A 3,892-nucleotide genomic window follows, 5' to 3' on the forward strand; every position below is an offset into this window, starting at 1 on the left:
CTGGCGGCGGGCCTCGGCGTCGCGCTCGGCAGCCTGGGCGGCGATCCGGGCCTCCTGGCGCGCGCTCTCGGCGCGCTGCTCGGCCTCGCGCAGGCGCTGCTGTTCGAGCATCAGCTCGCGCTGTTCGGCTTCGAGGCGCACGCGCGCCAGCGCGTTCTCGCGCAGCACGCCGACGGCGCGCGCCATGTCGCCGAGTTCGTCGTGGCGGGCGGTCTCCGGCACCTGCGTATCCAGCCGGCCGGCGGCGAGCTGTTCCACCGCCGTGTTGATGCGCGCCAGCGGCGCGACCATCAGCCGGCGGATCGCCAGCACCAGGCCGCCGACGAGCACCGTCAGCAGGGCGATGGCCACGCCGAGCTGCTGCCAGAGCGCCGTGCGCAGCACGGCGTCGACCTCGGCGAGGCTCCAGCGCACCGCCAGCAGGCCGACCGTCGCCTCCCCGGACTGCACGGCGAGCGCGACCTCCAGACCATCGGCCACCTGCCGGACCAGAGGCTGCGCCGGCCGGGCCTTGCCGGACTCCAGGGCCGGCCAGGCCGAAAGCGCGGCGCCGGTGGCGCGCGGCGCGCGGTATTCGGCGAGCGGCCTGCCGCTGGCATCGAAGACCACCAGCGCGTCGAGCACCGGCTCGGCGGCGCCGCTCAGGCTCGCATAGGCCTGCTCGATCGCCTGCGGGCGGCCGAAGCGCACGCCGCCGGAAACCTGCGCGGCCAGCAGCCCGCTGGTGCGCACGTAGCCATCGCTGACCTGATCGAGCAGTTCGTTGCGCAGGCGATGCTGATCGAGGCCGAGCAGCAGCGCGCAGCCGAGGCTGACGACGACGGCGACCAGCGCGATCAGCCGCGTGCCGGGACGCGCATGCCAGCGCCGCGGCGCAAGAGGCGCGGACAGGACGGCGCTGGCGGGCAGCACGGCCGCGGCCGCACCGGGGATGGCGGGGGGAATGCAGGCGTTCATGACCGGATCGATCTCCGCGGACTCACTGCATTTCCAGGGCTTCGGCATCGAGGCCGACGGTCACGGCACCGATGGCTGCCCCGCTCGCCGGATCGACGACGGTGGCGCTGACCTGCACCTGGAAGCGCTGCGTGGACTCATCGAGATCGACCTTGTCGATGAACACCGCGCCCGGGCCGAGCGCGTAGGTCTTCTGCCACTTGGCCTCGTCGCCCTGCCAGTAATCCGAGGTCAGGTCGCTCTGGCCGGCGTTGAGGCCACGCTCATCCATCACGAACAGCTCGGTGACCAGCCCCTTGCTGGCCCGGGCGCGGCCGGCGAGGTACTTCGACAGCGGGTTGCCGAGCAGGCCGTTGATCATCGGCTTGTCGGCGGCTTTGGTCTCGGCACGCCAGGCCTGGTCGAGCCGGTCGATGTCGGCCTGCGTCAGCGCCGCGTGTCCGGCGTTCTGCGCCTTCAGCGTCTCGACGACGACCGCATCGGCCATCCACGCGCGCAGCGTGCCTTCGACGAACTTGCGGGCGGCAACCTCATGGCTGCCTTCGGCGCCGGCCGCGGAGCACAGCAGCAGGCCGGCGATGACGGCAGCAAGGCCATGAATACGGCGATGGGTCTTGTACTTCGGGGGCATGGCGTTCTCCTTCCTCCCGGATCCCTCCGGAGACTTTCGTTATGGGCAGGCAGATCACCGGCCGCAGCAGGGCGGACGATCAGAACCATCATCGGCAGCCCGGCGCGACTGTGAAGGGCGAGCGGCCGCGAGTGCTCCCGGCACGCGCAGGGCGGGACCGGCTGCGGAAGCGCAACCGGCCGGCAGCAGAAAGGATTTACGGAACCGTCACTTGAGCCGTGGATTCGCCGCTGCCGGAAAGCGGGATCCCGGCGGCGACCGTAGCCGCCACCGCGATCACAGTCAGGTTTTTTTACACAAGATCACGGTTGCGCGGGCAGTTCCGCGTACGCGGCGAGGCGTTGCGCCTCGCTGTACAGCGCCCGCTGCCAGCCGGCGCTGTGGGCGTGCTTGTCGACATCGCGCCAGTCGAGACCGCAGTGGTGCATCGCGGTGACGAAATCGAGCGCGTAGGCCTCGGTCTCGAAGTCGTCGAGCGTGCGGGCGTGCACCGGCTGCTGATAGCGATCCCAGTAGGTCGCGGCCGAGGCATGCGCGTAGCGCGCGAGCACGTCATCGAAGTCCTCGGCGGCGACCTGCAGCGCCGCCTCGCGCGTCGTGCCGCGCTCGCCGGCCTGCCAGGGGCCGAGTTCGACGTGCAGCCCGGTGTAGCGCTGCACGTCCTCGGCCAGGGCCGGCCGGTTCGCCGTGACGTTGCCCGGCTCGCAGGCGATGCGCACCGGCACGCCGTGCTCGATCTGCAGGTCGCAGTGCGGGTTCAGGGTGTACCAGCCGTTGCGTTCGGTTTCGGTCATGGTGGCCACTCCTTCAGTGGGCGGCGGACTCCAGGGTCCGCCGCCGACAAGTCAAGCACCTCAGCCGAAAAACGCGTAGGCCACGGTCACCGCAGCGAAGAATCCGGCGGCATCGGCGATCAGCGCGCAGGCGAGCGCGTGGCGCGTGATGCGCACGCCGACCGAGCCGAAGTAGACCGCGAGCACGTAGAAGGTCGTCTCGGTCGAGCCCTGCACGATGCAGGCGAGCCGCCCGGCGAAGCTGTCGACGCCGTGCGCCTGCATGGTCTCGATCATCATGCCGCGCGCGCCGCTGCCGGACAGGGGCTTGAGCAGCATCACCGGCACCGCATCGACCCAGCGCGCATCGAAGCCGAAGCCGCCGACCAGCGCGCGCAGGGCATCGAGCACGAGGCCGAGCACGCCGCTCGCGCGCAGCAGGCCGATCGCCACCAGCATCGCGACCAGGTACGGGATGATCTTCACGGCGGTCGTGAAGCCCTCCTGCGCGCCCTCGATGAACACCGAGAACGCATCGAGCCGCCGCCAGGCGGCCGCCGCGACGAAGGCGCCGATCAGCGCGAGCAGCGCGCCGTTGGCGAGCAGCGCCGAGCGCTCCGCCATGCCGGCCGGCTCGCCGGCGACCCAGGCCACGAGCGCGGCGAGCAGCAGGCCGATGCCGCCGAGATACGCGAGCACCACCGGCTGCCACAGCGCCAGACGCTGCCAGCAGGCGCAGGCGATCAGCCCGGCCAGCGTCGAACAGCCGGTCGCGATCAGGATCGGCAGGAACACGTCGGTCGGATCGGCGGCCCCGAGCTGGGCGCGGTACGTGAACACCGCCAGCGGAAACAGCGTGACGCTGGAGGCGTTGATGACGAGGAACAGGATCTGCGCATCGCTCGCGCGCTGCGGCTGCGGATTCAGCGACTGCAGCTCGCGCATCGCCTGCAGGCCGAGCGGGGTGGCGGCGTTGTCGAGGCCGAGCACGTTGGCCGCCATGTTCATCGTCACCGCGCCCTGCGCCGGATGCCCGCGCGGCACCTCGGGCATCAGCCGCGCAAACAGCGGCGCCAGCAGCCGCGTCAGCGCCGAGACCAGCCCGGCGTGCTCGCCGATGCGCAGCAGCCCGAGCCACAGCGTCATGACGCCGGTCAGCCCGAGGCTGATCTCGAAGCCGGTCTTCGCCATCTCGAAGCTGGCCCGGGTCATCTCGCCGAGCACGGCGGGCCGGCCGCCGAACGTCGCCTCCCAGAAACCGCCCGCCAGCGCGACCAGCAGGAAGCCGATCCAGATTGCATTCAGCATGCCGCCCTCCCGCGGACTTTGCGCGGGGCGCGAGCGTACGGGATTGCGGGCGGCTCAGGCGACGAGATGGAAGCCGGCACCGATGCCGGCGAGCGCGCGGGCGGCGTCGGCATAGGCCGCGAGCGCGCGTTCGATCAGCGACGGCGAAGGCCCGGCCGCGCCGCTGTCCTGCCCGTCGCGGCCGGCGGCACGTGCACGCTCGTCATGCGCTTCACGCTGCGCT

General features: G+C 71.7%; 4 protein-coding genes. All 4 read right to left on the reverse strand.

Annotated elements, in window-relative coordinates:
• Positions 1-957: HAMP domain-containing protein (locus PKE44_RS16215; protein WP_324553233.1), on the reverse strand; the 957-nt coding region annotated here is incomplete at its 3' end.
• 22 nt (positions 958-979) lie between these two features.
• Positions 980-1,588, reverse strand: a complete 609-nt coding sequence (locus tag PKE44_RS16220) for a hypothetical protein (protein WP_324553236.1) — start codon at positions 1,586-1,588, stop codon at positions 980-982.
• A 302-nt stretch (positions 1,589-1,890) separates the two neighbouring features.
• Positions 1,891-2,382: a hypothetical protein gene (locus PKE44_RS16225; RefSeq protein WP_324553239.1), complete on the reverse strand. Its 492-nt coding sequence runs from the start codon at positions 2,380-2,382 to the stop codon at positions 1,891-1,893.
• A gap of 60 nt (positions 2,383-2,442) precedes the next feature.
• Complete coding sequence (locus tag PKE44_RS16230; RefSeq protein WP_324553244.1) at positions 2,443-3,669, reverse strand: nucleoside recognition domain-containing protein; 1,227 nt, start codon at positions 3,667-3,669, stop codon at positions 2,443-2,445.
• Positions 3,670-3,892 lie beyond the last annotated feature (223 nt).

Origin of the sequence: Plasticicumulans sp. (assembly GCF_035331805.1) — a bacterium.
Lineage (GTDB): Bacteria > Pseudomonadota > Gammaproteobacteria > Competibacterales > Competibacteraceae > Plasticicumulans.

Coding starts and splice junctions, on each gene's coding strand:
- PKE44_RS16220 (WP_324553236.1), bottom strand. CDS start 1,588: ATGCCCCCGAAGTACAAGACCCATCGCCGTATTCATGGCCTTGCTGCC.
- PKE44_RS16225 (WP_324553239.1), bottom strand. CDS start 2,382: ATGACCGAAACCGAACGCAACGGCTGGTACACCCTGAACCCGCACTGC.
- PKE44_RS16230 (WP_324553244.1), bottom strand. CDS start 3,669: ATGCTGAATGCAATCTGGATCGGCTTCCTGCTGGTCGCGCTGGCGGGC.